Source organism: Pseudomonas sp. NGC7, from assembly GCF_047159675.1.
Classification (GTDB): domain Bacteria; phylum Pseudomonadota; class Gammaproteobacteria; order Pseudomonadales; family Pseudomonadaceae; genus Aquipseudomonas; species Aquipseudomonas kermanshahensis.
The window spans coordinates 4,401,190-4,427,520 of sequence record NZ_BAAFZY010000001.1 but is presented as its reverse complement, the minus strand read 5'-3'; the positions used below and the strand labels follow the sequence as shown (position 1 = coordinate 4,427,520).

The following is a 26,331-nucleotide window of genomic DNA, read 5'->3' as shown; positions in this document are numbered from 1 at the left end:
GGGAATCGTTCATGTCCACAGAACAACTCAAACAAACACCACTGCATGACCTGCACCTGAAACTCGGCGCGCGCATGGTGCCCTTTGCCGGCTACGCCATGCCGGTGCAATACCCGCTGGGGGTGCTCAAGGAGCACCTGCATACCCGTGAGCAGGCCGGCCTGTTTGACGTTTCGCACATGGGGCAGATTCGCCTGCGCGGCGCCGGCGCTGCCAAGGCACTGGAGTCGCTGGTGCCGGTCGACATCCTCGACCTGCCGGTGGGCATGCAGCGTTATGCGCTGTTCACCAACGACGACGGCGGTATCCTCGACGACCTGATGGTGGCCAACCTGGGCGGTGACGAACTGTTGCTGGTGGTCAACGCTGGCTGCAAGGACCAGGACCTGCTGCACCTCAAGCAGCATCTGGAAGGGCAGTGCGAGGTCGAATCGCTGTTCGAAAGCCACGCCTTGCTGGCCCTGCAGGGGCCTGCGGCGGCCAAGGTGCTGGGCCGCCTGGCGTCCCAGGTCGGCGCCATGACCTTCATGCAGTTCGCCCGTGTGAAGCTGCTGGGTGTTGACTGCTACGTCAGCCGCTCGGGTTATACCGGTGAGGATGGCTTCGAGATCTCGGTGCCGGCCGAGGCGGCGGCAATGCTCGCCCGCACGCTGCTGGCCGAGCCCGAGGTCGAGGCCATCGGCCTGGGTGCCCGCGATTCGCTGCGCCTGGAGGCCGGGCTGTGCCTGTACGGCCATGACATGGATGCGCGCAGCACACCGATCGAGGCCAGCCTGACCTGGGCGATCTCCAAGGCGCGACGTGCCGAGGGCGTGCGGACCGGCGGTTTTCCGGGGGCCGAACGCCTCTTTGCCCAGCAACGCGAGGGCGTGGCCAGTAAACGGGTGGGCCTGATGCCCAAAGCGCGTGTACCGGTGCGGGAAGGGGCGCTGATCGTCGATGCCAACGACCAGGAAATCGGCCGTGTCACCAGCGGCGGTTTCGGCCCCAGCCTGGGCGGGCCGTTGGCGATGGGGTACGTGCACAGTGCGCACGCGGCATTGGAAACCGAAGTCTTCGCCTTGGTGCGAGGCAAGCGGGTGCCGATGCAGGTGGTACGCACACCCTTTGTTGCACAACGTTATTACCGTGGCTGAAGCCTTGATTGCCGGAGCATGAACATGAACCAGACCCTGCCTGCCGCCACGCGCCCGCAGCCCTTGCAAACCGGTGTGAAACTGCGCGGCGCCGACAAGGTGGCGCGCATCCCGGTGAAGATCCTGCCCACCGAGGAGGTGCCGCGCAAACCTGACTGGATTCGCGTGGGCATTGCCACGTCACCCGAGGTCGCACGGGTCAAGGCGCTGCTGCGCAAGCACAAGCTGCACAGTGTTTGCGAAGAAGCGTCGTGCCCGAACCTGGGCGAGTGCTTCTCCGGTGGCACGGCGACCTTCATGATCATGGGTGACATCTGCACCCGCCGTTGCCCATTCTGCGACGTCGGCCACGGGCGGCCGAAACCGCTGGATGCCGATGAGCCGAAGAACCTGGCGATTGCCATTGCCGACCTGCGCCTGAAGTACGTGGTGATCACCTCGGTGGACCGCGATGACCTGCGCGACGGCGGCGCCCAGCACTTCGTCGACTGCCTGCGTGAAATCCGCACGCTGTCGCCGGGCGTCAAGCTGGAAACCCTGGTGCCGGACTACCGCGGCCGCATGGACGTGGCCCTGGCCATCACCGCGCAGGAGCCGCCGGACGTGTTCAACCACAACCTGGAAACCGTGCCGCGCCTGTACAAGGCGGCACGGCCGGGCTCGGACTTCGAGTGGTCGCTGGACCTGCTGGAGAATTTCAAACGCCGTGTGCCCAGCGTACCGACCAAATCCGGGCTGATGCTGGGTCTGGGTGAAACCGATGAAGAAGTGATCGAGGTGATGCAGCGCATGCGCGAGCACCAGGTCGACATGCTGACCCTGGGGCAATACCTGCAACCGTCGCGCAGCCACCTGCCGGTGCAGCGCTTCGTGCATCCGGACACCTTCGCCTGGTTTGCCGAACAGGCCTTGGCGATGGGCTTCAAGAACGTGGCGTCCGGGCCGCTGGTGCGGTCCTCCTACCATGCCGACCAGCAAGCGCTGCAGGCTTATGTGCAATAGCGCTGCGCCCCCAATCTGTGTAGGAGCAGCCTTGCGCTGCGAAGAGGCCGGTGAAAACACAACAATGTTCGTTGCTATCACTGGCCTCTTCGCAGCACAAGGCTGCTCCTACCGGGTAATGCGTAAACCCCGGATGGCTTGCCCGACGCAGGCGGCTTGGTAAGCCATTAAAATAAGCGCCCCTTAGGGCCCAATTGCATCGTTTTTCATGGGCGCAGGTGCGCTCTATAGTCCTCGCAGACCAGTCGAAACACCGCCGTGTTTCATCGATGCGAGACAATGACATGAATAACCAAGCAAAGGTCGCTAACGGCGTGCAGCCGGGTATTGGGACGCGGGTGGTGTGGGAGGGGGAACACGTCGAGCACCCCTTCAATGCCACCCAAACTCCGATCATCGCCAGTGCCGCCTACGGCTACCAGGATATCGACGCCTGGTACGACATTGCGCTGGGCAAGCAGCCGGGCTTCATCTACAGCCGCATGAGCAACCCGACGGTTGCGGTCCTCGAGGACAAGCTCTGTGCACTGGAACACGCCGAGTCGGCCGTGGCCTTCAGCACCGGTATGGCGGCCATCAGCGGTGTGCTGCATACCTTCCTGTGCAATGGCAAACGCGTGGTCTCGACCCGCGACAGCTACGGCGGCACCAACAAGATATTCGAAGAATTCCTCCCCCGTCAGGGCGTCGAAGTGACGCTGTGCGACACCCTCGACACCGACGCCATGGAGCGTGAAATCGCCCGGGGTTGCGATGTGGTCTACTTGGAGACCCCGAGCAACCCGACGCTGAAAATCCTCGACATCCGCCGCTTGGTGGCCGCAGCAAAGCGTGTGGGCGCCTTGGTCGTTGCCGACAACACCTTCGCCACGCCGCTGAACCAGAACCCGCTGCTGCTGGGCGTCGATGTGGTAGTGCACAGTGCGACCAAGTTCCTTTCCGGCCATGGCGATGTGTTGGGCGGGGTGGTCTGCGGCAGCGAAGCCTTGATGGCGCAGGTGCGTCACTACCGCGAAATCAACGGCGCTTCACTGGACCCGTTTTCCGCGTACCTGATCATTCGCGGCATCAAGACCCTGGCGCTGCGTCTGCGCCAGCAGCAAGCCAGCGCCCAGGCCTTGGCTGAGTACCTGTGCAGCGAGCCGTTGGTCGAGTCGGTCAACTACCCCGGGTTGCCGGGGCACCCAGGCCACGCGATCGCCAGTGCGCAGATGCGCGGCTTTGGCGCCATCGTCAGTTTCGTGCTGGTGGGTGGGATGGGCACTGTCGTCAAGTTGCTGCCCAAGCTGCGCTACGCCCACCGCGCCGGCAACCTGGGTGCAGTGGAAACCATCTACGGGCCGGCACGGACAACCAGCCACGTGGAAAACACCCTGGAAGAGCGCCAGGCACTGGGCATCTCAGAAGGCCTGGTGCGGGTGTCGGTCGGCATCGAGGATACCGCCGACCTGCTGGAAGACCTGCGCCAGGCGTTCGCCGCTGTGCAGGTCGAACGCGCGCAGGGGCAGGGCAGCGACACCTGTGGCCGGCACGTCGAAGTGTCCACCTGAGGCGTCGGGCACGCCCTTCCTGATTCATGAAAGCCATAACAATAACAGCCGCTGACACAGCGACGGTGGCGGCCTCAGGGTCGCCTGCCGGCTGCTGTGCCAGCCACTTCATGAGAACTCAACTATGTCCACCGAACACTCAAACGCGGCGTCGGGCCACCCGGCCGGGTACAAGAAAGAGATGCACACGCGCCATATCGTCATGCTGGCGCTGGGCGGCGTGATCGGTACTGGCCTATTTCTGACGTCAGGCTACACGGTCAACCAGGCCGGGCCCTTGGGCGCGGTCATCGCCTATATCGTCGGCGCGGTCATGGTCTACCTGGTGATGGTCTGCCTGGGTGAATTGGCGGTGCAGATGCCCGAAACCGGTTCGTTCAGCAGTTATGCAACCCGCTATCTGGGGCCGGGCACCGGGTACACGGTGGCCTGGCTGTACTGGTTGACCTGGACGGTAGCGATCGGCTCGGAGTTCACCGCGGCGGGTATCCTGATGGTGCGCTGGTTCCCCGACACGCCGGTGTGGATCTGGAGCGCGTTGTTCGCGATCACGGTACTGGTCAGCAACGTGGTGTCGGTACGCCTGTTTGCCGAAACCGAATTCTGGCTGTCGCTGGTCAAGGTGCTGACGGTGATCGCCTTCATCGCCATCGGCGGGGCGGCGATTTTTGGCCTGCTCGATGTGCAGCACGTGCAGGGCATCGGGCTGTCCAACTTCACCCGCGAAGGCTTGTTCCCGACTGGCTTGTTGCCGATCGCGATGACGTTGCTGGCGGTGTCGTTCGCCTTCTCCGGCACCGAACTCATCGGCATTGCCGCCGGTGAGGCAAAAGACCCACAGGACAGCGTGCCCAAGGCGATACGTACTACGGTAGTACGATTGGCGTTGTTCTTCGTCGGCACCATCATCGTCCTGGCCACCTTGCTGCCGCGTGAACAGGCAGGCCTGGTCGAAAGCCCGTTCGTCATGGTCTTCGACCTGATCGGTATTCCGTACTCGGCAGACATCATGAACTTCGTGATCCTCACCGCGCTGCTGTCGGCCGCCAACTCCGGGTTGTACGCGGCCTCGCGGATGCTGTGGACGCTCAGTGACCAGGGCCATATGCCCAAGTGCTTCGCCCGCCTGTCGCCACGCGGCACGCCGGTCAACGCCATCATGCTGAGCATGGCCGGCGCCGCGGCGTCGTTGCTCAGCAGCGTACTGGCGCCAGACACGGTGTACTTGGCGCTGGTGTCGATTTCCGGCCTGGCGGTGGTGGTGGTGTGGATGAGCATCGCCGCCAGCCAGATGGCCTTCCGCCGACACTATGTGGCCAATGGTGGCCGGGTCGAAGACCTGCACTTCAGGGTGCGCGGCTACCCGTGGGTGCCGCTGGGCGCGATTGCCTGTTGCGTGCTGGCGTGTGTCGGCATTGCCTTCGACCCGGAGCAGCGCGTTGCCCTGTATTTCGGCATCCCGTTCATTGCCTGGTGCTACTTCGTCTACTGGGTGACCCGCAACAAACGTGCACAGCGCCTGGCGGCTGCGGCATCGGCAGGCGCGGGTGTTGGCGCGACCTGAACAAACCGGTTCATGATGCACGGATTCAACTGTGAACGAGGTCGTGTCGATGAAGCAAAAATCCCTGCCGCCGCTCAACTGGCTGCGGTCGTTCGAAGTGTCGGCACGCGCCTTGAACTTTACCCACGCGGCGGAGGAACTGCACCTTACCCAAGGCGCGGTAAGCCAGCAGATTCGGCAACTCGAAAGCCACCTGGGCGTGGCCTTGTTCAAGCGCTTGCCCAGGGGCCTGGGCCTGACCGAAGAAGGGCAGTCGTACCTGCCGGTGGTGCAGGATGCAATCAGCCGCCTGGCGGTGGGCACCAACGAGATTTTCGGCCAGCACAAGCGCGGCCCCGTGAAGGTGCGTGGCAGCCTGTCGTTTCTGCAGTACTGGCTTGCCCCGCGGTTGCCGGACTTCAGCCGCCAGCACCCGCACATCGATATCCGCTACATCAGCAATCTCTGGGTCAAGGCGCCCGATGGCGAGGACGACCTGGAAGTGCGCTGGGGCAATGGCGAATGGCCCGGCCTGCATGCCCAACGCTTGACCTGGGACGTGTTGGTGCCGGTGTGTTCGCCGGCACTGATGGCGCGCTCGGCCATTCGCGAACCACGCGACCTCAGGCACCACCCGCTGCTGCATGTGCTGGGCTATGAGGAGGGCTGGGGGTATTGGCTCAAGCGGGTGGGCGCGGACGATGTCGATTATTCGCGCGGGCTGCAGTTCGACACCCTGGTGTCCACCATCCGCATGGCCGAGCTGGGGCAGGGGGTGGCGCTGGCGCGGTCCTCGGTGGTCGAGGACCTGCTCAGGGACGGCCAACTGGTCGCGCCGTTCAGCCAGCGCATCGAAGCGAGCGAGTCGTTTTACCTGGTACGCGAGCAGGGCCGCCCATTGCCGCCCGATGCCGCGCTGTTTTCTTCCTGGCTGGTGGCACACGCGCACCGGCCTTCGTAACCCTGTGGAGTTTTCATGCACTACGTAAGTACCCGCAACGGTGATGTACGGGCGGACTTCCGTGAGGTGGTGCTGTCGGGGCCTGCCGCTGATGGCGGGCTGTATGTGCCAGCACACTTGCCGGTGATCAGCCCTGAGGAGATCGCCAGTTGGTCATGGCTGCCGTTCGATGAGCTGGTCTGGCGGGTGATCGCGCCTTTTGTCGGCGATGCCATCGATGATCAAGCCTTGCGTGCGCTGCTCAGCGACAGCTACAAGGCCTTCAGCCATCGCGCCATCACGCCGCTGCAGCAGATTGGCCATAACGAATGGATCCTGCAGCTGTTTCATGGCCCTACCCACACCTCAAAGGACTTTGCCGCACAGCTTCAGGCGCGGCTGGTCAGCCACTTTCTCGAGCAGTCGGACGAAGCGGCGTTGGTGGTCGGTGCCACCAATGGCGATACCGGCATTGCCGCCATCCAAGCCTTCGCTTCCAGGCCGAAGGTGCGCTTGGCGATTCTCTACCCCCGCAACGAGATCCCGGCAGACCGCCTGGCCGCCTTGCAGGCGGGTGACCCCGCCAGTGTTCAGCTGATACCCGTCGATGGCAGTTTCGATGACTGCCAGACCCTGGTGGCGCGGCTGTTCCGTGCCTGGCCGCTGGAAGGGTTGATACCGGTGTGTTTCAACTCCACCAACTGGGTCGGGGTACTTGCCCAGATCGTGTTCTACTTCCACGCGGCGCTGCAACTGGGGGGCGGCACCCGCCCGGTCGGGTTCAGTGTGCCCGCAGCGAGTTTCGCAGAGATCTACGCCGGCTTCATTGCGCAGAAAATGGGCCTGCCGATCAACCAGGTGATCGTGTCGACCAACAGCAACGATGCCCTCCACCGGTTTCTGCACCGCAATCGCTACGCGCCGCACGCCAGTCAGCGCACATTGTCACCGGCCATGGACTTCTCGCTCTATTCGAACCTGGAGCGCTTCATCTGGGAGCTGTACGGGCGCAGTGGCAGCAGCGTTGCGGCACTGATGGCGCAGTTCGAGGCTTGCGGTGAATTAAGCATCGGCAATGCGCAATGGCTTCAGGCGCGGGTGTTGTTCGACTCTTATGCGGTGGATGAGGCCGAGGTGCGCCGCGAAGTCATCAAACTGCGCACGCAAGCCGCAGCGCTGGTCGACCCGCACACGGCTGTCGGCGCGCTGGCCGGCCGCATGCATCGACGCAGCCTGGGCGCACCGATGGTGACCCTGGGCCAGATTGCGCCGGCCAAGTCGGCTGCGCTGTTGGCGCAGTTGGGCGTGTGGGAGGGTGAGCTTGCACCGCAGCCCGTGGTGCAAGACGGGCCGCCAGCCTTGTGCAGAGGGGACCTTGATGGCTTGTGCCAGGCCCTGCTGGCAGCGCAGTCGAGGCCGGCATGAAACGCATCCTCGACCCGCTGGACGAGCGCATTCTTGCCGAATTGACTGCCAATGCGCGGATCGCCCATGCCGAACTCGGGGCCAAGGTCAACCTCTCGCGCAATGCGGTGCGCCAGCGTATCGAACGGCTTGAGCGCGATGGCGCGATACAGGGCTACACCGTTCGGTTGGGGGATTCCCGCCGCCCTTCATCGTTGATCAGCGCGGCGGTTTTCGTCTATCGCTACGACCGCATGCGCGGGGACGACGTGCTGGCCAAATTGCGTACCCTCCCTGAGGTGATCCAGTGCGAAGTGCTCAGTGGCGAGTTCGACTTGATGCTGAGGGTTGCTGCGGCGACCCCGGAACGGGTCCACGCCGTCTGGAAAGAAATCGCCGGCATGCCGGGTGTTGAAAACACCGTTACCTCGTTTGTGCTCTCCGCTGTCTTCTAATCCCCATTCTCCCCTGCGCGTGCCCCTTTCTGTAGGAGCGGCCTTGTGTCGCGAAAGGGCTGCAGAGCAGCCCCCACAATTCACGCGGCGATGCTGAAACCTGGGGGGCGTTCTGCGACCCTTTCGCGACACAAGGCCGCTCCGACAGGGAACGCGAGCTACCTGTGGCATCCGTAAAGTGGCCATTTCGCGTGTTGGCAGAACGCCCAATAAATACGGCACTTTGGCCTATTCAACTGCCCGTAGCCGGCTCGTACGCTAGGCCCATCAAACAACAGCAAAAAGGAATGCCTTCGTGACTGAATACAACATTGCCCTGGTCGGTTTTGGCGGTGTCAACAGAGGCCTGGCCCAGTTGATCGCAACGCATAATGACAGCTGGCAGGCCACCCTCGGCTTCAGCCTGAAGATCGTCGGCGTCACCGACCTGTTCCTCGGTTCGGTGGTCGACCGCAATGGCCTGGACGCTGCCGCGCTGGCAGCCTTGCCCGCCGAAAAGGGCGCGCTCGCCCTGATTGCAGGGGGCACTGCCGAGGCGTTCAACGAGACCGTCATCAAGCAGTCCGGCGCGGACATCATCGCTGAGGCTACCTTCACCAACCCGGTCGATGGCGAGCCGGCGGCCACCTTCTGCCGCTGGGCGCTGGAGAGCGGCATTCATGTGGTGACCACCAACAAGGGGCCGATTGCATTGCACGGCGCCGAACTGAAGGCGCTGGCGCGCCGCCACAATGTCGCGTTCGAATACGAAGGCGCGGTCATGAGCGGCACCCCGGTGATCCGCCTGGCCAAGCAGGCCTTGGCAGGTTCGCAGATTCAAGGCTTCGAAGGCATTCTGAACGGCACCTCCAATTACGTGCTGACCCGCATGAAAGACGGCATGTCGTTCGCGGATGCGGTGGCCCAGGCGCAGCAACTGGGGTACGCAGAGGCCGACCCTACGGCAGATGTCGAAGGCTTTGACGTGCGCCTGAAGGTGGTGATCCTGGCCAACGAGTTGCTGGATGCGCGCTTGAGCGTCAGCGACGTGACGTGCTCGGGCATCAGCGGCATCAGTGCGTCGGATATCGTCAAGGCGCATGCCACGGGGCAGTGCTGGAAACTGATCGGCGCTGCCAGCAAGGGCGCTGACGGCACGGTGTCCGCGAGTGTCGAAGCGCGTTTGTTGCCGCTCGATCATCCGCTTGCCGGCATCAATGGCGCGGTCAATGCGGTGTCGTTCAACAGCGCGCTGCTGGGGGCGGTCACGGTGTCCGGGCCGGGCGCAGGGCGTATCGAAACCGCCTATGCCTTGCTCTCCGACATCATCGCCCTGCACACCACCCCGCGTCAGTAACGGAGCCTTTATGAGCGTATCTCGCATGGCCAGTGTTCACGCTGTAGCGCCGAGCCACATCGACGTGTTCAGCCCCTTCGACGGCCGTCTGGTGGGGCGTGTGCCCAATCTGGACGCCACGGCCGTGCCCGCCTTGCTGGCACGCGCACGGGCGGGGTGCCTTGAGAGTGCAGCGATGCCCCGGCACCGTCGCGCGCGCATTCTCGAAGAAGCGGCGCGGTTGGTCGAAGCCGATGCGGCTGTGTTCGCCAACTTGATCGTGGCCGAAGCCGGTAAAACCCTGCGTCAGGCACAGAAGGAAGTGAAGCGCTGTGTGAACACGCTGAAGCTGTCCGCCGAAGAAGCCCGGCGCAATGCCGGCGAGGTGGTGCCGTTCGAAGCCTATGAAGGGTCCGAAGCCCGCCAAGGCTGGTTCAGCCGCGAACCGCTGGGCCTGATTGTCGCGATCACGCCCTACAACGACCCGCTGAACCTGGTGGCGCACAAGCTGGGCCCGGCGATTGCCGGGGGCAATGCGGTGATCCTCAAACCGTCTGAACTTGCGCCGTTGTCGGCGTTGAAACTGGTCGATTGCCTGGTGCAGGCCGGGCTTGGCGAAAACGTGGTGACCACGGCAACCGGTGGAGTCGAACTGGGCAAGGCGCTGGTCGAGCTGCGTGAGGTGCGCATGATTTCGTTCACCGGCGGTTTTGCCACCGGCGAATCGATCGCCCGCAGCGCAGGGCTCAAAAAGCTCGCCATGGACCTGGGCGGCAATGCGCCTGTACTGGTGCTGGAGGACTGCGACCTGGGGCCGACCGTGGAGTCCTGTGTCTCTGGGGCCTTCTGGGCGGCGGGGCAGAACTGCATCGGCACGCAACGGATTCTGGTGCAGCGCGCGGTGTACGAAGCCTTCCGCGAGCAGTTCGTTGCGCAATCCAGGGCTTTGCAGCTGGGTGACCCTGCCAGCCCGGACACGGATGTCGGCCCGATGGTTACCGAGCAGGCGGCTCGCCGTACCGAGCAACTGGTGGAAGAAGCGCTGGGGCAGGGGGCGACGCTGCTTTGCGGTCATCGCCGGCAAGGTGCGCTGTACGCACCTACGGTACTGGAAACGGTCAGCCACGACAGCCGTATCTGGCTGCAGGAAGTGTTCGCCCCCGTAGTAATCCTGGAGCCGTTCGACACCCTCGACCAGGCCGTTGCCCTGGCCAATGCCCCGGAATACAGCCTGCATGCAGGGGTATTCACCCGAGACCTGTCGACAGCGCTGAAGCTGGCGCGGCGGATCGAGGCCGGTGGCGTGATGATCAACGACTCCTCCGATTACCGCTTCGACGCCATGCCGTTTGGGGGCTTCAAGTACGGCAGCCTGGGCCGCGAAGGGGTGCGGTTTGCCTATGAGGACATGACCCAGCCCAAGGTGGTGTGCATCAACCACCTGGATTGAAGGCGCCACGGTTAAGAGCATCCGCCCCTATGAATTGATTCAGGTGAGGCCTATGGGAGCAACTGTCTTGCGCAATTTCTAAAAATTGACGCATTGGACTGCCCCCAGAAAGTTGGACAGTTTCAGCTAGCAGCCTGAGCCCTGTAATCAACAGGGCTCAGGCCGTTAAGCCTTAGCTTGATGCGGTCGCTTCTTCATGGTCTCGCCCTCGCTGCCGTTGGCTTCTTTGAACGCCACCGTGGCACTGTGATGCCTCGGCGGGGGCGAGTCCATCGATTACACAGGCGTGCGCCGGAGCTGTAGGAGCAGCCTTGTGCTGCGAAGGGCTGCAAAGCAGCCCCGCTGTGTCACCGGTTAACCCAGATCCCCTGGCCCACCAACCGCTCCCGATCATGCGCCAGACCAAAGTCCTGCAATGGCCCTTTAGGCACGATCCCATTCGGGTTGATGGTCTTGTGGCTCATGTAGTAATGCTTCTGGATATGCTCCATATCCACCGTCTGCGCCACCCCCGGCCACTGGTACACTTCGCGCAGCCAGTTTGACAGGTTGTGGTAGTCGCTCAGGCGTCGCAGGTTGCACTTGAAGTGCCCGTGGTACACCGCATCAAAGCGCACCAGCGTAGTGAACAGTCGTACATCCGCCTCGGTGAGGTACTCGCCAGCAAGGTAGCGATTGCGGCTCAGCAAGTCTTCCAGGTAATCCAGCTCATTGAACACGTCGTCAAACGCGGCCTCGTAGGCCTCTTGCGTGGTGGCGAAGCCTGCGCGGTAGACGCCATTGTTCACTGCGGGGTAGATCCGTTCGTTCAGCGCTTCGATCGCCGGGCGCAAGGGCTCGGGGTAGAGGTCCAGGCGGTTGCCGGTCAGCTCGTCGAAGGCGCTGTTGAAGATGCGGATGATCTCGGCCGATTCGTTGTTGACGATACGCTTCTCTTTTTTGTCCCACAGCACCGGCACGGTAACGCGCCCGGTGTAGTGCGGGTCATCCTGGGTGTAGCGTTGGTGCAGGAATTCGAGTGCATCGAGGTGGTCGCCGGTGGAGCCCTGCTGCTGGTCGAAGGTCCAGCCATTCTCTTGCATCAGCCAGCTCACCACCGACACATCGATGAGCGGCGACAGGCCCTTGAGGGCACGGAAAATCAGGGTGCGGTGCGCCCATGGGCAAGCCAGTGACACGTACAGGTGATAACGGCCTGCCTCGGGTGCGGGCAACGCGTTGCGGCGCTGGGCGTTTTCGCGTTTGAAGGCCCCGTCTTTGCCGGTTTCATACCACTGGTCGTGCCAGCGGCCGTCGATCAAAAGGCCCATGTTGAGCTCCTGGAACAAAGTTGTTTGTCGTTGGAGCCCAGTCTAGGGAATATCGTTCGAATAAATAGCGCAAAGACTCGGGGTCTTTAATCGATTAAATCGATGCTTTGCGTTCGCTCCAGTAGCGGCGCGCTGTGGCGAAGGCGTCGTCACGGTTCTGCCCCAGGCCGCGCAAGGCCAGGGCCATGGTGGCGACCACGGCCATTTCGCCGTAGCTGTCTTCGGCCTCACCCTGCCACACGGCGAGCAGTTGCTGCGGTTGCAGGCTCGGTGGTTTGACATGGCGGCGTTCGCTCAGGGCTGGCCACTCTTCATCCCAGGCCTCGCCCGCTGTAGTGCCATAGAGATGGCTGATGACATCGGGATTGACCTCGATCTCGCCGCCATCGCCCTTGATCACCACGGCATGGTCGCCGAGCAGGCAGCTAGCTTCACGGTGCACCGCCTGGTAGCCAGGGTGGAAGATGCTCTGCAGGCCGCAGCGCGCACCCAGCGGGTTCAGTACCCGAGCCAAGGAGTGAATTGGCGAGCGCAGGCCCAAGGTGTTGCGCAGGTCAATCATGCGTTGCAACTGGGGTGCCCAGTCCTGCAACGGGAAAAACGCCAGCCGCTGCTGGTCGAGCGCGGTGCTGACGGCCGCCCAGTCGCGGCACAGCGGAATCTGCAGCTGTTCGAGCAGTTGTTCAGTGAACATGCGCCCGGCGGTGTGGGCGCCGCCGCCATGCATCAGGATGCGCACCCCGTTGTTGGCCAGGCACTTGGCCGCCAGCAGGTACCAGGGCAGGTGGCGCTTCTTGCCCGCGTACGTGGGCCAGTCCAGGTCCACGGCAATGTGCGGCGCTTGCAAGTGCGCGCGCAGGGCCTCGGTGAAACCGGCCAGTTCATCGGCGCTTTCTTCCTTGTGCCGCAGCAGCATGAGGAAGGCGCCGAGCTGGGTGTCCTCGACTTTGCCTTCCAGCAGCAAGGTCATGGCCGCGCGGGCTTCTTCGCGGGTCAGGCCGCGCGCGCCGCGCTTGCCTTTGCCAAGGATGCGCACAAATTCGGCGAACGGGTGTTCGGCGGGTGTTTCAAGGGTGAGCGGGCGTGGTTCGATCATATGCAGTTGGTCGGCTTGGGCAGGCCCGCCAGCTTGGCGGCAAGTTTGGCAGGAGTGCCGTTGAACAGGCGGTTCAGGTGCGGGCTGTTGCCCTTTTCAGGGCCCAGCTTCAGCGCGGTGTACTTGATCAGCGGGCGTGTGGCCGGCGAAAGCTGGAATTCCTGGTAGAACTGGCGCAGCAGCTCGAGGATTTCCCAGTGGTCAGCGGTCAGCGGGATGCCTTCACGTGTGGCGAGGGCATCGGCGACGGCAGGGGACCAGTCGTGCAGGTCGACCAGGAAGCCGTCCTTGTCCAGGGCAATCGTTTGATCGCCAACGTTCAGCGTACTCATAGCCAGCTGTTGACCTTGTCGTAATGCAGCGACAGCTCGACGAATGCAGCGTAGTCCACAGGCGTGGCCAGGTCGTTGGCAACCGCGCGGGCGTGCAGGTCTTCGTCGAGGGCGAACAAGCGCTGCTCGAGCGCGGCGGCTTGCAGCAGCTGCTGGGGCTCGCTGCCGGCGTGCAGTGCATAGACCGCATCACCGCACAGCAGCAGTGCATCGTCGGCACCGAGCAGGCGCAGGCAACTGGCCAGGCGGTCGTCGCCGAAGGGCGAGTGGGCAATTACATGCAGGGTTGTCATCACAGCGTTACCACCTGGTCAAAACGGGCGATCAATGCGGTCAGTGCCGCGTCGTCCAACACCTGCACCGGTAGCGCCAGGGTGTCGGCGGCAAGGCCGCGCTGGCGCAGGCTATGGCTGCAGGCGAAGAGCGCTTCTACGCCGAACATCGGCAAGGCCTGCAGGTTGGCCGCCAGGTTCTTCTGTTGCAAAGTTGAAGGTTGCTGGCCCGGGGCGAGCTGGAACACGCCATCGTCCAAGAACAGCATGCCCAGCGGCAGGTCGAACGCGCCACCGGCCAGTGCGATGTCCAGCGCCTCACGGGCCGATGGGCCGTTCCAGGGTGCCTGGCGGCTGATGATCAACAATGACTTGGCCATTTCAATCGCCTCCGAAGCAGATCAGCCGATCGGCACTCTGCGCCGCCTCGTGCAGTTGGCCGAGCCCGGACAGCTCCCAGGGCTTGGGCAGGTTCGCGGCTGGCCGTTGATAGCGGCTGGCTTCGGCCTCGTCGAGCACGCCACGGCGCAATGCAGCGGCAATGCACACCACCGCGTCCAACTGGTGGTGGTCGATGAAGGTGCGCCATTGGGCGGCGACATCCAGCTCATCCTGGGGCGTGACCACGTTGGCCGAGGCACTGTGTACCCCGTCCTGATAGAAGAACAACCGGGCAATCTCATGCCCGCCGGCCAGCACCGCCTCGGCAAAGCGCAGGGCGCGGCGCGAGGAGGGCGCATGGGCCGGGGAAAAAACCGCGATAGCGAATTTCATGGACAACTCATGCAAAGGAATGCCGCCATGATAAAGCAAAAAAGCCCAACCCCGCTCATACAAGGACCTCATGGCCTTGTGCAGAGGGGCTGGGCTTTTCAGCGAGGCGCTGAAGGGTCAGGCGCGCTCTTTGCTCTCTGGCAGGAACCAGTTCAGCACCAGGGCGCAGATACCGCCGGTGGCGACGCCCGACTCCAGCACATTGCGGATTGCCGCCGGCATGTGGGCCAGGAACTCAGGCACTTGGGCCACGCCCAGGCCCAAGGCCAGCGACACAGCAATGATCAGCAGGGCGCGACGGTCCAGCTGCGTGCTGGCCAGGATGTTGATACCCGAGGCCGCTACCGCGCCGAACATCACCATGGCCGCGCCACCCAGTACCGGCTCCGGTACCGCCTGGATCACTCCAGCAACCGTCGGGAACAGGCCCAACAGCACCAGCATCACAGCGATCCAGATGCCGATATGGCGGCTGGCGATGCCGGTCAGCTGAATAACGCCGTTGTTCTGGGCGAAGATTGAGCTGGGGAAGGTGTTGAACAAGCCGGCCAGCAGCGAGTTGGCGCCGTTGACCAGCACGCCGCCTTTGATCCGCTGCATCCACACCGGGCCTTCGACCGGTTGGCGCGAGACCTTGCTGGTGGCGGTAACGTCACCGATGGCTTCCAGCGATGTCACCAGGTAGATCACCAGCATCGGAATGAACAGCGCCCACGAGAAGCTGAGGCCAAAGTGCAGCGGCGTGGGCACCTGGAACAGCGCAGCCTCGTGCATGCCGGTGAAGTCCAGGCGGCCCAGGTAGCCGGCCAGCGCATAGCCCACCGCCAAGGCGATGACGATAGCGCAGCTGCGCATCCATACCACCGGGATGCGGTTGAGAATGACGATGATCGCCAGCACCACGCCCGACAGCAGCAGGTTTTCGCCATTGGCGAAGGTGCCGTTGGCCATCGCGCCAAAGCCGCCGCCCATGCTGATCAGGCCGACCTTGATCAGGGTCAGGCCAATCATCAGTACGACGATGCCGGTCACCAGTGGCGTGATCAGGCGTTTGACGAACGGCAGGATACGCGACACGCCCATCTCCACGAAGGAGCCTGCGATCACCACGCCAAAAATGGCCGCCATTACGCCTTCTACCGGCGTGCCTTGCTTGACCATCAGCGCGCCGCCAGCAATCAACGGCCCGACGAAGTTGAAGCTGGTGCCCTGAACAATCAGCAACCCCGCGCCAAACGGCCCGAAGCGCTTGCACTGGACGAAGGTGGCGATGCCGGAGATCACCAGCGACATGGATACGATCAGGTTGGTGTCCCGCGCCGAAACACCCAATGCCTGACAAATCAGCAGGCCCGGTGTCACGATCGGCACGATGATCGCCAGCAGGTGCTGCAGCGCCGCCAGCAGGCCGATCAGCAGCCGTGGCTTGTCCTCAAGACCCAGCACCAGTTCATTGGCAGGCGCCGATGCGCCTGGGCTGTGTTCGTGTGAGCTCATTGCAGAAAGCCGCCCCGGAAGAAAAAAGGAGCGCATTCTACGGGCTGAAGCGCAATTGGGGTAGGGGCAAGCACGATGGTGGCATGATCGGTGTCTGTTCGCTCAATAAGCTGACTTTTAAGTCAGTCTTTGGCGCACAAAAAAGCCCGCCGAAGCGGGCTTTTTAATGAGGCGCGATATCAGTCGTCGCGGCCCATGATGCCGAACAGCTGCAGCAGGCTGACGAACAGGTTGTAGATCGATACATACAGGCTGATGGTCGCCATGATGTAGTTGCGCTCGCCGCCATGGATGATCGCGCTGGTCTGGAACAGAATGCAGACCGACGAGAACAGCACGAAGCCAGCGCTGATCGCCAATTGCAGGCCGCTGATCTGGAAGAAGAAGCTGGCAACCACTGCACCCAGCAGCACGAAGAAGCCTGCCGTGATGAAGCCGCTGAGGAAGCTCATGTCCTTGCGGGTGATCAGCACATAGGCCGACAGGCCACCGAACACCAGTGCGGTCATGGCGAATGCCGAGCTGACCACTTCAGCGCCACCGGCCATGCCCAGGTAACGGTTGAGGATAGGGCCGAGGATGAAGCCCATGAAGCCAGTGAGGGCAAAGGTGGACACCAGGCCCCAGGCCGAATCACGCAGTTTGTTGGTGAGGAAGAACAACCCGTAGAAGCCGATCAGCACCACGAACACGTTCGGGTAGCCGACGCGCATCTGCTGGGCCACAAAGGCCATGACACCGCTGAAGGCGAGGGTGAGTGCCAGCAGGCTGTACGCGTTGCGCAGGACTTTGCTGATCTCCTGCTGCTCGACCTGCTGGCCGTGGTGTACGGCGTAATCCTGTTCGCGCATGGCGAGGCTCCTTGGTAAACCTGTGGTTTCAGACGTTCAGATGCTAGGAGTCTATCAGACGTCCTGCAACCCGCGACACAGAGAGTTTGACAGCGTGTTTCATTACGGTATTATGGCGGCCGCAAAACGAGCTGGAAGCGTGGCCGAGTGGTTTAAGGCAACGGTCTTGAAAACCGTCGATGGGCAACTATCCTAGAGTTCGAATCTCTACGCTTCCGCCATATTCAAAGCCCTGATTATTCAGGGCTTTTTGCGTTTTTGGGGCGTAGAAAAACTACCCATGGGCACTTTATTTCGGAAGCGCTTCCGATACGTCCGTAGTTCTGAGCCCGTCGATTGGCGCCTTCTCGAAGATGTCGCGCAACTGCCTACCTCGGCCCCAACATGACTAGGTCCTTAGCTGCTCGCCTTCGCTTCGAGTTCGCCTCACTTCAGTCAAGCCAAGCTCAGATCGCTGCCTAAGGGTCTCGGCTTAGCTGACTTGTTCAGGAAGAAATAGCTGATTCATTCCTTGCCGGGGTTCTTCCTGCGCTTGCTGGTGCGCTTGTGTCGGTAGTAGGTGACCGTTTCAGCGAGTCGATGAGCTCGTTTTGTAGCTCGCCCTCGGCCTGGCCGATAGCTCAGAGGTGCTGACCCCATCGCCCCTCGTCGGTGGGTTGATGCTTTGTTTGCCGACCACCATCCAGCCCACTGCTGCGCCGCAGATCAGCTGCTTGTAGATATTGTCGCCATCGATGCTAAGTTCGCCTCGCCCGAGTAGGTCGGCGAGCTTGAGTTTTAGGGGAGGGGTTTAAAAGGCCAAGGCGCAGGTAAGTGCGAATAGAAGCTCGCGAGGATACAGCTTCGGTCGAAGCCGCACGACACAATGCAAGGTCGCACGGCCCCATTTTAGTGTCTTGTAGAGGGTTTGGATTTAAGTCTTTCTGTATAGGCTCAATCCCCAGCCGTGATAATCATTTGGAGCTTGGTCGACCTGGAATATGGCTAAGGATCGATTTGGAGAATCCGCCATCGACACAGATATCCTGTCCCGTGACATAGCCCGCTAGCGGGCTAATGAGAAATTCGATCACGTTTGCGATGTCTAGCGGTTCGCCGATTCTGGCCAGTGGGATGATCGCTTCTCGTGCTTTCTTGATCTGCGGATCAGCGTACATTTTTTCAGACATGGGTGTATGTGTCATGCCTGGGGACACGATATTGACCCGAATGCCTTCAGGTGCCCACTCCAGGGCGAGAGTTTGCGCCAGCATTGTTAATGCTGCCTTGGTGGGGCTGTAGGCGCCAGAGCCGGCGTGCGGAAGCTGGCCAGACATCGACGAGGTAAAGCACGCTGAGCCTCGGCTTTCGCGAAGATGCGGGTAGCTTGCTTTGGCAAGCAACCAGGCGCCGCGAAGATTGACGGCGAACATGTCGTCCCAATCCTCAATGGACAAATTGCAGATCGCGCCGGGGCTGGCGACGCCGGCATTCGCAACCAGCGTGTCAAGCCCGCCGAATTCGGCCACTGCAGCTGCTACCAGTTGGTCAGGCACTGCAGGATCGCCGAGATCACCAGACAATGATATCGCGACGCCACCCATGGCTATGATTTTTCGAACGATTTCATCCTGGGTTGAGTTTGGGGCTTGCCCACAAACGGCAATTTTCGGCTGCGAGCCCCGGGCAAGCGCAGCCTCCGCGATCCTGAGGCATACCGAAGCACCGATGCCGCTGCTACCGCCACTCACCAAAGCTCTCATTTAACAACCCTCACACATAGATTTTGTTGTAGGTGGGAACCCTAACCTACAAAACCAAGTGTGACTTTGCAACCAAATTGACAATGGAATTCGATTACGTTATGTTTTTTTCATCATCAGGATTTCCTTAGCAGCGCATTGGCTGTCGCCATTTATCTGCATCCATGGTCGCGTCTTCCTGCAAGCGATAGTGGTCAGCCTACAAAATTCATAATATGAATGACCCGTTTCACTCCGGTGAATACTCAACTGAAAGGATGTTTCGATATGATCATCAGCACGTTTTCTTATCTGTGGTCATCCACGGCAATCGATGCAATTGCGCAGCTCTCTGAGCATGGGCACCGTGTGTTCGAGGTGCCCGTAAGTTCGCCACATTGCTGGCCGGTGGAAATGTCGACTGCAGAGCGTTCTGCTGCAAGCGTGCGTCTACGTCAGTACGATGCCAAGATCAGGTCGCTCAATGCCGGCGGCTATGACGTCAACTTGGCAAGTCCCGCCGCCAACATGCGTCAGAAGAGCATTGATCACATTAAGGCGGTGATTGACCTGGCTGTCGCTTGGGGTACCCAGGAGGTGGTGATATCTCCTGGCACGCGGCGCCCGATGATTTCTCCACCGCTCGAAAAGACTTATGATTGGATGTACGAGAGCCTGGCGGCTCTGACGCCGCTGGCGAAACAGGCTGGTGTGCGCTTGCTGCTAGAAAATACCCCGTATTGCTTCACCCCTACGATGCGGGAGTTAGCTGAGGTTGTTGATACTGTCAATGATGATGTCGTCAGGGTCGTTTATGACATCGCCAACGCTGCTTACATAGGTGAGGACCCAGTAGCGAGTTTGCTGGCCTACCAGAGTGCTATCGACTTTGTGCATGTGTCCGACACCGGCACGGATGTGTGGGGGCATGATCCAGTTGGTACCGGAGTGGTAGACTTCATCGGATTGGGTGAAGCCGTTCACGCGACCTGCGGTATTGAAAACTGCGTGCTCGAAATCATCCGCGAAGAAAACGCCTTATATGAACTGAACAAAGGTGTGCAGGATCTGCGTGAGAAGGGGTGGAACATTCGGTAGTTGCCTTTCTATCGCTCGTCGCCCCAGTAGCCCTGAGGCCCGCAATGGGCCCAGGTGCAAGTTAGAGCATTAGCGCGCAGCTTACGAGTCTCCCCCGCTGACAGATGTCCACAGAGACCAGCACTCTCCCACCCTGGTGGCCGAACGTTTCAAGTGTTCAATATGAGCATCCAAGGTTTCCTCGCGCATGCGTGCAATGGGGCCGGCGATGCTAAGAGTTGCCACCGGGGCTGAGTTGCTTGATCGTGAGGGGTCGAATACAGGCACTGCCACGACGCACACGCCCACTTCGCCTTCTTCTCGTACTACCGCATGCCCCTCTTTGCGAATCAGTGCGATGTCATCAAAAATGTCGCGAATCGAAACGCGTGCGTTGGGCCCTGCATATTCTCGGCTATTCTCGATATCCCAGGCGGCGAGAATGCGCATGGCGCGCTCATCACGCATAGTGGAGAGCCATGCTTTGCCTGCCGCAGTGGTATGGGGAATGATTTTTTCGTCTAGGGCGCGGCGGTATTGAAGGCCCCTGTTATTTTTCGTGGCCTGCAATACCCAAGTCAGATGATCCTCTGCAACTTCCGCCAGGCGAACATGCTCGCCGGTTTCGCTGGCTAGTTCGTTGAGCAAAGGTTGCATGATCCTGGCAAACCCAGTTTCAGTGATGTAGTTCACGCCCATGCTGGGGATTTTCAGCGTCAGGCAGTAATGGTCCTGCTCGTCCTGGTAAACGTAGCCTCTTTCCCGCAGGGCGCTCAATATACGGTGAGCCGTGGCCATCGCCACTTGAGTCTGTTCACTGATTTCAGACAGGGCGAGGCCGCCAGGATGGGAAAGGAGCAGTTCCAGAGTATTGAAGTAGCGGCCTATATGTGACAATTTTTAGTCCTTTGTTTCGCGTCAGGGCATTATAGGGTGATGGGGGCGCCACCCAGGCGATCTGACTCATAGGCCGCCTCGATGATGCGCATGACGCGGTGCATGGTTGCTAACCCGGCGCCTGTATAAGCAACGTCTCGGTCAGGCGCGAGGATGTCGGTTACGAAGTTGTCGTAATACACGTCAGAGTTCAAGCTCATGTGCAGGTCACTTGCCTGCCCGGCCGCGTCGACCAGTCGCAAGCCGTCAGCGGTAGAGCGCGCATAGAACTGATCAGTTGACATTGAAAATGAATACTCCCGCTGCTCGGGTGTATTGGCGGGATAATTGTACCCCGTTTCGATAGTGCAGATGCAGCCACTCTCGGTCACCAAGGTCATCAACGAGCCGATCTCTACTGCTGTCAGTAACGAATCGCGATACATCACTGCCGACACGCTGCGAATCGCCTCTCCGGAGATTTCCTCAACCAGATCGACGAAATGAGGGGCGAGATTGATCGTGCATCCGCCCCCCGATCGTTTTGGCTCAAGCATCCAAGAGCAACTGTTAGCCAGGTAGCGTCCAGGCGGGCCAGCGTTGAATCGAAACGCCAGGGTTCTCCACTTGGCTTCACTCTGCCTGGCTTCTTGTTTTAGGCGGTTCAGTAATTCACTGTGCCTCCATATCAACGGCACCGCCACGAACAGACCGTTGGCTTCGGTGCGTTGGTAAAGGTCCAGCACCTCATGCTGGGTTAGCCCGCAAGGCTTTTCCATCGCGAAGGGGACCTTTTGCTCGATCAATGCCTCGCCCATGGCATACAGCTCATCATGCGGGCCAAAGGCGAAGGCAAAATCAGCTTCCTCGTTTTCCAGCAGGGTTTCCCAGTGATCGTAAAGTTGCGCTCCGAAACGCTGGGCGAGAGCGGGACCCCGCGACCCCGTTGCGTCGGACACCGCCGTGACCGTTACATCAGGCAAGCGCTCAAGCGCATCGAGATAGAGCGGGGTGTGCCAGTGGCTGACTTCTAGGAGAACGACTTTCAAACATCCACCTTTATAAATAAGTATGTTTGACAAACCTGCGGTGCCATGGAAGTTACGGATCGAACCGCGAAAGAATAGCGCGCAAGCGACATTTTTGAGGTTGCAAAACACCCTATCACGACCCTGTTATGAACGGAAGTAAGTTACGTTTTGATCGGGCGCTGAGCGCTACCGGCGCTGTGGAGCAATAGCAGTCGGCGTGAGGGGTGCGCGCATGCCGAAAGCATGCGCATCGTGGAATGTTCTGATTGGAGTGATGAAGAGGGTGCGGGCTGGTAGTCAGGGGAGGGGTATGGGAGGCTACAATCCCGTCGAGTAGCGGCGCTCGATGTCTTCAAAACCCAGGAAACTAAGAGCCAGCAAGGCCTGGCCTACGTGCATGGGCTGGCCGTCAAGGGTTTTGCATCCGCGTGTTTGTGCCTCAATTAATAAAGCGGTCGGCTCGGCTCGAGTGATGATGTCGACCACCACCGTGGCTGGGTTCAGCAGCGTTGCTTCTATTGGCATCGGATCATCAGGGTTCATGCCAAGCGGGGTAGCATTGATAACGATGTCATGACCTGTAGGGTCTGGAGGCCCTGCTTGTACGTTGCACGCCCCTTCTTTGCCAGCGTTTTGCGCCAAGTCAACGGCGCGGAGCGGATCCAAATCTGAAATGGTCAGTGTGCGAGCGCCAGCAGCGGCAACGGCGAAAGCGATGGCCCTTCCCGCCCCGCCTGCTCCGACCAGGAGAACTGATTTCCCGTGTAGAGAAACACCCTGACGCTGCATGCCCAGTACGCAGCCGAGCCCATCGAACACAGCTCCCTCCCAGCGACCGTCCTTGTCGCAGCGAACCACATTGATTGCGCCGATCTGGCGCGCGGTAGGGTGAAGAATGTCTACGACTTCAAGCATGGTTTGCTTGTGCGGCATGGTGACCAGTAGTCCGGCGAGGTTGCGGATTGTGCGCGCGCCTTTTACGAACTCGGCCAGGCCCTGCGTACCGACCTCCAATGGAATGCAGACGGCGTCAGACTGTGCTTCGGCGAATAGCCTATTCAGCAGCATTGGCGATTTGGCGCTCTTGAGCGGATCACCTATCAATCCATAGATGCGCGTTTTGCCGGTGATGAGTGGATGCATGTGAACCTACTGTAGTTGACGGGGGCACGCCAATTGCCAGCTCGCAGCTGTTGGACTTTCTTGCTGGCGGCGCACACGTTTATCGCCGGGGTGCTTAACGTGCTGCGCAGAGCAACTGCGCAACACGTTGAGAGTGATGAGTCTGGTTGTCAGTCGGGCATCACTGGAGTTGATTTTTGAGCGCTTGATTCGGGGTGCTAGTGCTCGATCTGGGATTGGATTTTTCCCGCAGCAGTTCGTACTCCTCCTTCGACATTGGCACAGCGTCGGGGTCACCCAGTTCGCTCAGGCGAATACGGAACGTTTCGCGGGTAGTAAACGCCGCAATGGCGCAGATGGCACAGATACCGAAAGTCAGCGCTCCAATTTTCAGAGGGATATTTTCGGTGCCAGGCGGCGCAACCGATACGAACAGGGCTGGCAGAAACGCAGTGCATGCCACGCCGATGTTTTGACCGATGGCCATACCAGTGACGCGTACCCGTGTGCGGAACAACTCAGGGAACATGCTTGGGAAAACACCATTGAAACCTTGGTAGGCCACGCCCCACATGAGAAGCGAGAGAATCAGAGACAGCCAGAGATTGTGGATGCTGATTGCATAGAGGTACCCAAACGACAAGAGACCGCCGCAGAGTACGCCCACGATCACCGGGGGGCGACGGCCAATTCTGTCAGAGAGTTTACCGACGAATGGGATAAGTATCACAGCGCACAAATTGCCCAGGACAGGAATCCACATGAACAAGCCGGAGGGAAAACCAATACCGTAAGCAGGCTGGACTGCATAGGTGGCGCCGAACACGGAGGCGAGGATTGCAAGTACTGCAGAGAGTGCCATGCAGATGACGCGCAACACATCCTTCCAGCTTTCGGTGAGTACCTCGACTACTGGCAATTTACGAGGTTTGTCCTGTGCTCGCGCCTCAGCGAAGACTGGGGCCTCATGTACTTCGCGGCGGATGATCCATCCGACCACAAGCACCACAGCGCTGAGCAAGAAGGGAATTCGCCAGCCCCATGACGCAAAGTCATCCGCAGGCATGAATTGGGCGAGTGGCAGGAAAACCCCCGCCGCGAGCAGTTGCCCAGCTTGCACGCCTTGAAGGGTAAAGCTTGCGAAGTAACCACGGCGCCCGTCAGGTGCATGCTCCATGGTCATAGAGCTTGCGCAAGACACTTCACCGGCAACCGCGAACCCTTGGATCAGACGCAAGATAATCAGTATTGCGGGAGCCCACACGCCGATCTGCTGGTAGGTCGGGAGTAAGCCAATGCACATGGTCGAGAAGCCCATCAAGAACATGCAGTAGACCAATACTGTCTTGCGACCATGGCGGTCACCCAGGTGCCCTAGCACCACTGCTCCTATAGGTCGTGCGATATACCCAACGCCGAAGCTAGCGAGTGAAACGATGATTCCTACGGTTGGATCGTCCGTTGGAAAAAACAGTTGCGGGAAAAGCAGGGCAGCGGCAGTCGCATAAATGAAAAAGTCGTAGTACTCCAACGCCGAGCCGATCCAGCCGCTAGCTGCGGCCTTCCTTGACTGACGCTTGGGGTGTGGATCGCTCGGGATGCCATGGCTCATGAAGTGTCTCCGGTACCGTAATTTTGTTATTGTAACGTCGTTCCATTTGTAATGTTGTTCCCGAGCATTGCCTTTGTCAAGCGTGCTGGCACGGTTCAGGTTCATGAGTCGGCCGCCCTTAGGCCGGCTGTTCACGAGCCATTCATGGTTTGAGGGAGTGGAAGGCCCGCCAGCGTGAATGCAGCCTCATCGCTGTACTTCTAGTGAGTCGGGTATAGATAAGCAGTTGGGGAGGGGGCAAGCGACTGAACGTATTTGCGTTGACTTGACGATCGCGTGATGATTACTATTGTAACCGTGTTCCAGATAGAACGGCGTGACATTTTCGTCGGCGCTGCTCAAAACCAGCTGAGAATAATTCCATGAGAGTCGTTAAAGGTGCTGTTGATCGTTGCCTTGAGGCTATCGAGCTGCTGGCTCGTGAGGCCCGCTGGATGCGAATGTCCGATATTGCAGGTGAATTGGGGATGGAAAAGGGGCCTGCGCACCGTGTGCTTGCACAATTGGTGGAGCAAGGGTGGGCCGAGCAGGATGAGGCGACATCCCAATACCGTCTGACACTCAAATTGGCGCTTTTGGGGCAGCGTTATCTGAACGGCATCGGCTTGCCGGAGCTTGTTCAGCCGATCATTGAGAATGTAGCGTCTTTATCCCATGAGCTGGTACGCCTAACGGTCGTATGCGAGGGCGGTTTGTCCTGGCTGGCCTCGGCTCAAGGCGCTGCACCTGGGTTGATGTACTCGCCCGCCATGGATCAGCCTATCAATCTGTACACCACCGCTAATGGCAAAGCCTGGCTTGCATCTATGCCTGACGAGCAAGCTGTCGAGATTGCTATCCGCGACGGTTTGGGCAAAGACCAGGGTACAGGCAAGGGTCCTCGGGCTATCAATACTGTCGAACGCTTACTTTCCGACTTGGCGGCGACCAGAGCACGGGGCTACGGACTCGTTGTGGAAGAGGCTGAGGCCGGCGTGTGGGCAATCGCGGTTCCGGTGAGGCTCATTCCATCTGGAATTGTGGTCGGGACCATGAGTATCGCCGGTCCGGTGTTGCGCATGCATCCAGACCGCTACGAGGATTTGCATGCATTGCTCGAGGATGCTGCGAACAAGCTCGGTACGGTATGGCCTCGGCAATCCAGTGTGCAGGGATGAAGTGCATGGATAAGTTCAGTCAATCAGCCGATGCGCCTGAATCCATCCTTCTGCAAGCCGCCGCGCACCTCGTGAACGCACGCCAAACGGGTAATAAATTAGATGCCCTGCCATGCAATGAGATTTCACTGAGCCTAGAGCAAGGCTTCGAGATACAGCAGCATGTCGGTGTGCTGGCCGGGAAAAAAGTGGGCGGATGGAAATGCGCATTGCCCAAGCCCGGCAAGTGGATAGTCGCGCCTATCTACACCGATAGCATCGTGAGCTGCGACCAATACTCCCTGGGCTCCGCAACTTCCAAGGTGCGAATCGAACCTGAGCTTGCATGCGTGTTAGGGGCCGGCCTTCCTGCCCGCGCGGCGCCTTACACGGCCGACGATATAACGCGCTCTATCAGCCAGGTACACCTTGCGCTGGAGGTGATCGACAGTCGGTACACCGATCCGCAAAAAGTTACGTTTGAGCAGTTGCTGGCTGACGGGTTGTTCAACCAGGGGCTAGTCCTGGGGGCACGTGCCGTTTCACTAACCTCGAACAATTTGCCCACTCACCTTGATGTAACGCTTAGACATCCGGGTGGCGAGCCTGTGAGCGTTGCCGGCACTCACCCGGATCATGACCCCGTCGCACCGATCGTCTGGCTTGCAAATTTTCTTTCTGCACGGGGCATTAATCTGAAAGCGGGTCAGGTCGTGATCACCGGCTCCTATGCAGGGGTACTCGAAGTTCCCACTCACCAGCCGCTGGACATCCAGTTCGGCGAGGCAGGTTCACTGTCTGTCTTTTTTTCAACGCTTGAGGAGTAACG

25 protein-coding genes and 1 tRNA gene are annotated in these 26,331 nt (G+C 60.5%); 13 read left to right on the top strand and 13 right to left on the bottom strand.

The features are described 5' to 3' along the window. Positions 1 to 11 precede the first annotated feature (11 nt). From gcvT to ACMCNM_RS19855, 9 genes are all read left to right on the top strand, one after another. Positions 12 to 1,136, top strand: coding sequence for a glycine cleavage system aminomethyltransferase GcvT (gene gcvT / locus ACMCNM_RS19895; protein WP_412765234.1), 1,125 nt, complete (start codon positions 12 to 14; stop codon positions 1,134 to 1,136). A gap of 24 nt (positions 1,137 to 1,160) precedes the next feature. Further along, positions 1,161 to 2,138 carry a lipoyl synthase gene (gene lipA / locus ACMCNM_RS19890; protein WP_412765233.1) on the top strand — a complete coding sequence of 326 codons (978 nt, stop codon included), beginning with the start codon at positions 1,161 to 1,163 and terminating at the stop codon, positions 2,136 to 2,138. Between the two features lie 284 nt (positions 2,139 to 2,422). After that, on the top strand, positions 2,423 to 3,688 hold the full coding sequence (locus ACMCNM_RS19885) for a cystathionine gamma-synthase family protein (RefSeq protein WP_412765232.1): 1,266 nt from the start codon (positions 2,423 to 2,425) through the stop codon (positions 3,686 to 3,688). Between the two features lie 124 nt (positions 3,689 to 3,812). Further along, entirely contained in the window at positions 3,813 to 5,252 is a 1,440-nt protein-coding gene (locus ACMCNM_RS19880; protein ID WP_027596346.1) for an amino acid permease, read from the top strand. A gap of 49 nt (positions 5,253 to 5,301) precedes the next feature. Further along, the gene (locus ACMCNM_RS19875) at positions 5,302 to 6,192 is read left to right on the top strand and encodes a LysR substrate-binding domain-containing protein (RefSeq protein WP_099454474.1); all 891 of its coding nucleotides are present in this window, start codon (positions 5,302 to 5,304) and stop codon (positions 6,190 to 6,192) included. A gap of 15 nt (positions 6,193 to 6,207) precedes the next feature. Then, on the top strand, positions 6,208 to 7,596 hold the full coding sequence (thrC, locus tag ACMCNM_RS19870) for a threonine synthase (protein ID WP_265968237.1): 1,389 nt from the start codon (positions 6,208 to 6,210) through the stop codon (positions 7,594 to 7,596). Next, positions 7,593 to 8,030: an Lrp/AsnC family transcriptional regulator gene (locus tag ACMCNM_RS19865; RefSeq protein WP_412765231.1), complete on the top strand. Its 438-nt coding sequence runs from the start codon at positions 7,593 to 7,595 to the stop codon at positions 8,028 to 8,030. The genes thrC and ACMCNM_RS19865 overlap by 4 nt, the downstream gene beginning before the upstream one ends. Before the next feature lie 295 nt (positions 8,031 to 8,325). Next, positions 8,326 to 9,366, top strand: coding sequence for a homoserine dehydrogenase (locus ACMCNM_RS19860; RefSeq protein ID WP_412765230.1), 1,041 nt, complete (start codon positions 8,326 to 8,328; stop codon positions 9,364 to 9,366). A gap of 10 nt (positions 9,367 to 9,376) precedes the next feature. Next, positions 9,377 to 10,795, top strand: a complete 1,419-nt coding sequence (locus ACMCNM_RS19855; protein WP_412765229.1) for an aldehyde dehydrogenase family protein — start codon at positions 9,377 to 9,379, stop codon at positions 10,793 to 10,795. 347 nt (positions 10,796 to 11,142) lie between these two features. On the opposite strand, the gene ACMCNM_RS19850 is transcribed toward ACMCNM_RS19855, so the two are convergent. From ACMCNM_RS19850 to ACMCNM_RS19815, 8 genes are all read right to left on the bottom strand, one after another. After that, a complete protein-coding gene (locus ACMCNM_RS19850; RefSeq protein WP_412765228.1) occupies positions 11,143 to 12,105 on the bottom strand; it encodes a glutathione S-transferase family protein in 963 nt (320 codons plus the stop codon). 94 nt (positions 12,106 to 12,199) lie between these two features. Beyond that, positions 12,200 to 13,201 carry a glycosyl transferase family protein gene (locus tag ACMCNM_RS19845; protein ID WP_412765227.1) on the bottom strand — a complete coding sequence of 334 codons (1,002 nt, stop codon included), beginning with the start codon at positions 13,199 to 13,201 and terminating at the stop codon, positions 12,200 to 12,202. Beyond that, positions 13,198 to 13,533, bottom strand: a complete 336-nt coding sequence (locus tag ACMCNM_RS19840) for a TusE/DsrC/DsvC family sulfur relay protein (protein WP_027592724.1) — start codon at positions 13,531 to 13,533, stop codon at positions 13,198 to 13,200. Before ACMCNM_RS19840 ends, ACMCNM_RS19845 begins: the two co-directional genes overlap by 4 nt. After that, the gene (tusB, locus tag ACMCNM_RS19835) at positions 13,530 to 13,826 is read right to left on the bottom strand and encodes a sulfurtransferase complex subunit TusB (protein ID WP_412765226.1); all 297 of its coding nucleotides are present in this window, start codon (positions 13,824 to 13,826) and stop codon (positions 13,530 to 13,532) included. Before tusB ends, ACMCNM_RS19840 begins: the two co-directional genes overlap by 4 nt. Then, positions 13,826 to 14,185, bottom strand: coding sequence for a sulfurtransferase complex subunit TusC (gene tusC, locus ACMCNM_RS19830; protein WP_099454724.1), 360 nt, complete (start codon positions 14,183 to 14,185; stop codon positions 13,826 to 13,828). The genes tusB and tusC overlap by 1 nt, the downstream gene beginning before the upstream one ends. A gap of 1 nt (position 14,186) precedes the next feature. Beyond that, complete coding sequence (tusD, locus tag ACMCNM_RS19825; protein ID WP_099428820.1) at positions 14,187 to 14,579, bottom strand: sulfurtransferase complex subunit TusD; 393 nt, start codon at positions 14,577 to 14,579, stop codon at positions 14,187 to 14,189. 117 nt (positions 14,580 to 14,696) lie between these two features. Continuing rightward, the gene (locus tag ACMCNM_RS19820; RefSeq protein WP_085273009.1) at positions 14,697 to 16,076 is read right to left on the bottom strand and encodes a nucleobase:cation symporter-2 family protein; all 1,380 of its coding nucleotides are present in this window, start codon (positions 16,074 to 16,076) and stop codon (positions 14,697 to 14,699) included. 179 nt (positions 16,077 to 16,255) lie between these two features. After that, positions 16,256 to 16,927, bottom strand: coding sequence for a Bax inhibitor-1/YccA family protein (locus ACMCNM_RS19815; protein WP_412765225.1), 672 nt, complete (start codon positions 16,925 to 16,927; stop codon positions 16,256 to 16,258). A gap of 133 nt (positions 16,928 to 17,060) precedes the next feature. On the opposite strand from ACMCNM_RS19815, the gene ACMCNM_RS19810 reads away from it, so the two are divergent. Beyond that, positions 17,061 to 17,148 (top strand) — tRNA-Ser (locus ACMCNM_RS19810). A gap of 732 nt (positions 17,149 to 17,880) precedes the next feature. On the opposite strand, the gene ACMCNM_RS19805 is transcribed toward ACMCNM_RS19810, so the two are convergent. Then, the gene (locus ACMCNM_RS19805) at positions 17,881 to 18,657 is read right to left on the bottom strand and encodes an SDR family NAD(P)-dependent oxidoreductase (protein WP_412765224.1); all 777 of its coding nucleotides are present in this window, start codon (positions 18,655 to 18,657) and stop codon (positions 17,881 to 17,883) included. A 279-nt stretch (positions 18,658 to 18,936) separates the two neighbouring features. On the opposite strand from ACMCNM_RS19805, the gene ACMCNM_RS19800 reads away from it, so the two are divergent. Then, positions 18,937 to 19,746: a sugar phosphate isomerase/epimerase family protein gene (locus ACMCNM_RS19800; RefSeq protein WP_186704077.1), complete on the top strand. Its 810-nt coding sequence runs from the start codon at positions 18,937 to 18,939 to the stop codon at positions 19,744 to 19,746. Between the two features lie 81 nt (positions 19,747 to 19,827). Here ACMCNM_RS19800 and ACMCNM_RS19795 read toward each other — a convergent pair whose 3' ends face one another. From ACMCNM_RS19795 to ACMCNM_RS19780, 4 genes are all read right to left on the bottom strand, one after another. After that, entirely contained in the window at positions 19,828 to 20,622 is a 795-nt protein-coding gene (locus ACMCNM_RS19795) for an IclR family transcriptional regulator (RefSeq protein ID WP_186681190.1), read from the bottom strand. A gap of 29 nt (positions 20,623 to 20,651) precedes the next feature. After that, positions 20,652 to 21,650 (bottom strand): Gfo/Idh/MocA family protein, encoded by a 999-nt coding sequence (locus tag ACMCNM_RS19790; protein ID WP_027592717.1) that lies wholly within the window; start codon positions 21,648 to 21,650, stop codon positions 20,652 to 20,654. Between the two features lie 300 nt (positions 21,651 to 21,950). Further along, on the bottom strand, positions 21,951 to 22,775 hold the full coding sequence (locus tag ACMCNM_RS19785) for a shikimate dehydrogenase family protein (RefSeq protein ID WP_412765223.1): 825 nt from the start codon (positions 22,773 to 22,775) through the stop codon (positions 21,951 to 21,953). A gap of 160 nt (positions 22,776 to 22,935) precedes the next feature. Next, entirely contained in the window at positions 22,936 to 24,366 is a 1,431-nt protein-coding gene (locus tag ACMCNM_RS19780) for an MFS transporter (RefSeq protein WP_412765222.1), read from the bottom strand. 362 nt (positions 24,367 to 24,728) lie between these two features. On the opposite strand from ACMCNM_RS19780, the gene ACMCNM_RS19775 reads away from it, so the two are divergent. Next, on the top strand, positions 24,729 to 25,523 hold the full coding sequence (locus ACMCNM_RS19775; protein WP_027592714.1) for an IclR family transcriptional regulator: 795 nt from the start codon (positions 24,729 to 24,731) through the stop codon (positions 25,521 to 25,523). Positions 25,524 to 25,528: 5 nt separating this feature from the next. Next, positions 25,529 to 26,329, top strand: a complete 801-nt coding sequence (locus ACMCNM_RS19770) for a 2-keto-4-pentenoate hydratase (RefSeq protein WP_412765221.1) — start codon at positions 25,529 to 25,531, stop codon at positions 26,327 to 26,329. Positions 26,330 to 26,331: the final 2 nt, after the last annotated feature.

What these genes read in the sequence shown, in the direction of transcription:
- lipA (WP_412765233.1), top strand. Translation starts at nt 1,161, where the DNA reads ATGAACCAGACCCTGCCTGCCGCCACGCGCCCGCAGCCCTTGCAAACC.
- ACMCNM_RS19775 (WP_027592714.1), top strand. Translation starts at nt 24,729, where the DNA reads ATGAGAGTCGTTAAAGGTGCTGTTGATCGTTGCCTTGAGGCTATCGAG.
- ACMCNM_RS19780 (WP_412765222.1), bottom strand. Translation starts at nt 24,366, where the DNA reads ATGAGCCATGGCATCCCGAGCGATCCACACCCCAAGCGTCAGTCAAGG.
- tusD (WP_099428820.1), bottom strand. Translation starts at nt 14,579, where the DNA reads ATGAAATTCGCTATCGCGGTTTTTTCCCCGGCCCATGCGCCCTCCTCG.
- ACMCNM_RS19800 (WP_186704077.1), top strand. Translation starts at nt 18,937, where the DNA reads ATGATCATCAGCACGTTTTCTTATCTGTGGTCATCCACGGCAATCGAT.
- ACMCNM_RS19785 (WP_412765223.1), bottom strand. Translation starts at nt 22,775, where the DNA reads ATGCATCCACTCATCACCGGCAAAACGCGCATCTATGGATTGATAGGT.
- ACMCNM_RS19875 (WP_099454474.1), top strand. Translation starts at nt 5,302, where the DNA reads ATGAAGCAAAAATCCCTGCCGCCGCTCAACTGGCTGCGGTCGTTCGAA.
- ACMCNM_RS19815 (WP_412765225.1), bottom strand. Translation starts at nt 16,927, where the DNA reads ATGCGCGAACAGGATTACGCCGTACACCACGGCCAGCAGGTCGAGCAG.
- ACMCNM_RS19770 (WP_412765221.1), top strand. Translation starts at nt 25,529, where the DNA reads ATGGATAAGTTCAGTCAATCAGCCGATGCGCCTGAATCCATCCTTCTG.
- ACMCNM_RS19845 (WP_412765227.1), bottom strand. Translation starts at nt 13,201, where the DNA reads ATGATCGAACCACGCCCGCTCACCCTTGAAACACCCGCCGAACACCCG.
- thrC (WP_265968237.1), top strand. Translation starts at nt 6,208, where the DNA reads ATGCACTACGTAAGTACCCGCAACGGTGATGTACGGGCGGACTTCCGT.
- ACMCNM_RS19880 (WP_027596346.1), top strand. Translation starts at nt 3,813, where the DNA reads ATGTCCACCGAACACTCAAACGCGGCGTCGGGCCACCCGGCCGGGTAC.
- ACMCNM_RS19855 (WP_412765229.1), top strand. Translation starts at nt 9,377, where the DNA reads ATGAGCGTATCTCGCATGGCCAGTGTTCACGCTGTAGCGCCGAGCCAC.
- ACMCNM_RS19885 (WP_412765232.1), top strand. Translation starts at nt 2,423, where the DNA reads ATGAATAACCAAGCAAAGGTCGCTAACGGCGTGCAGCCGGGTATTGGG.
- gcvT (WP_412765234.1), top strand. Translation starts at nt 12, where the DNA reads ATGTCCACAGAACAACTCAAACAAACACCACTGCATGACCTGCACCTG.
- tusC (WP_099454724.1), bottom strand. Translation starts at nt 14,185, where the DNA reads ATGGCCAAGTCATTGTTGATCATCAGCCGCCAGGCACCCTGGAACGGC.
- tusB (WP_412765226.1), bottom strand. Translation starts at nt 13,826, where the DNA reads ATGACAACCCTGCATGTAATTGCCCACTCGCCCTTCGGCGACGACCGC.
- ACMCNM_RS19820 (WP_085273009.1), bottom strand. Translation starts at nt 16,076, where the DNA reads ATGAGCTCACACGAACACAGCCCAGGCGCATCGGCGCCTGCCAATGAA.
- ACMCNM_RS19865 (WP_412765231.1), top strand. Translation starts at nt 7,593, where the DNA reads ATGAAACGCATCCTCGACCCGCTGGACGAGCGCATTCTTGCCGAATTG.
- ACMCNM_RS19840 (WP_027592724.1), bottom strand. Translation starts at nt 13,533, where the DNA reads ATGAGTACGCTGAACGTTGGCGATCAAACGATTGCCCTGGACAAGGAC.
- ACMCNM_RS19850 (WP_412765228.1), bottom strand. Translation starts at nt 12,105, where the DNA reads ATGGGCCTTTTGATCGACGGCCGCTGGCACGACCAGTGGTATGAAACC.